The sequence below is a fragment of the Rhodococcus sp. P4_F3_2 genome (assembly GCF_056401335.1).
This window is the reverse complement of record NZ_JBFUJN010000222.1, coordinates 1-432: the sequence shown is the minus strand read 5'-3', so window position 1 is coordinate 432 and position 432 is coordinate 1. Positions and strand designations below refer to the sequence as shown.

General features: G+C 34.5%; 1 protein-coding gene. It reads left to right on the top strand.

All coding sequences use genetic code 11. The features are described 5' to 3' along the window. Positions 1–13: 13 nt before the first annotated feature. On the top strand, positions 14–432 hold a 419-nt coding region (locus AC1DWA_RS33500; protein ID WP_477917816.1), incomplete at its 3' end, for a DUF3231 family protein.

Sequence of the window (432 nt, the reverse complement as noted above, 5' to 3'; positions counted from 1 at the left end):
ACATAATGTAAAATTGAGCGCTTCTGAAATTGCACAACTTTGGTCGTCTTATATGAATAGTAGCATGTGTCATTGTTTATTTACCTATTTTTCAAAAGTAGTAGAAGATACCCAGGTAAAATCTATTCTAGAGATGGGTTTAAAATTAACAGAAGAACATTTACAAAAACTAACTACCATCTTTCATGAAGAAAAATATCCTGTACCACAGGGATTCGTTACAAATGAAGACGTTAACACCTCTGCTCCAAGGCTGTTTTCAGATAGCTTTATGTTGTACATAAGCTATAGTATGGGGACAATGGCTCTTAATTTTTATGCCGTTGCGAAGACGGTATCTGCACGTGCGGATATAGACGCTTACTTTTCAGAGTGTATTCATGAACTCAGTGAATTTGATAGCTTAACTAAGAATTTATTATTGTCAAAAGG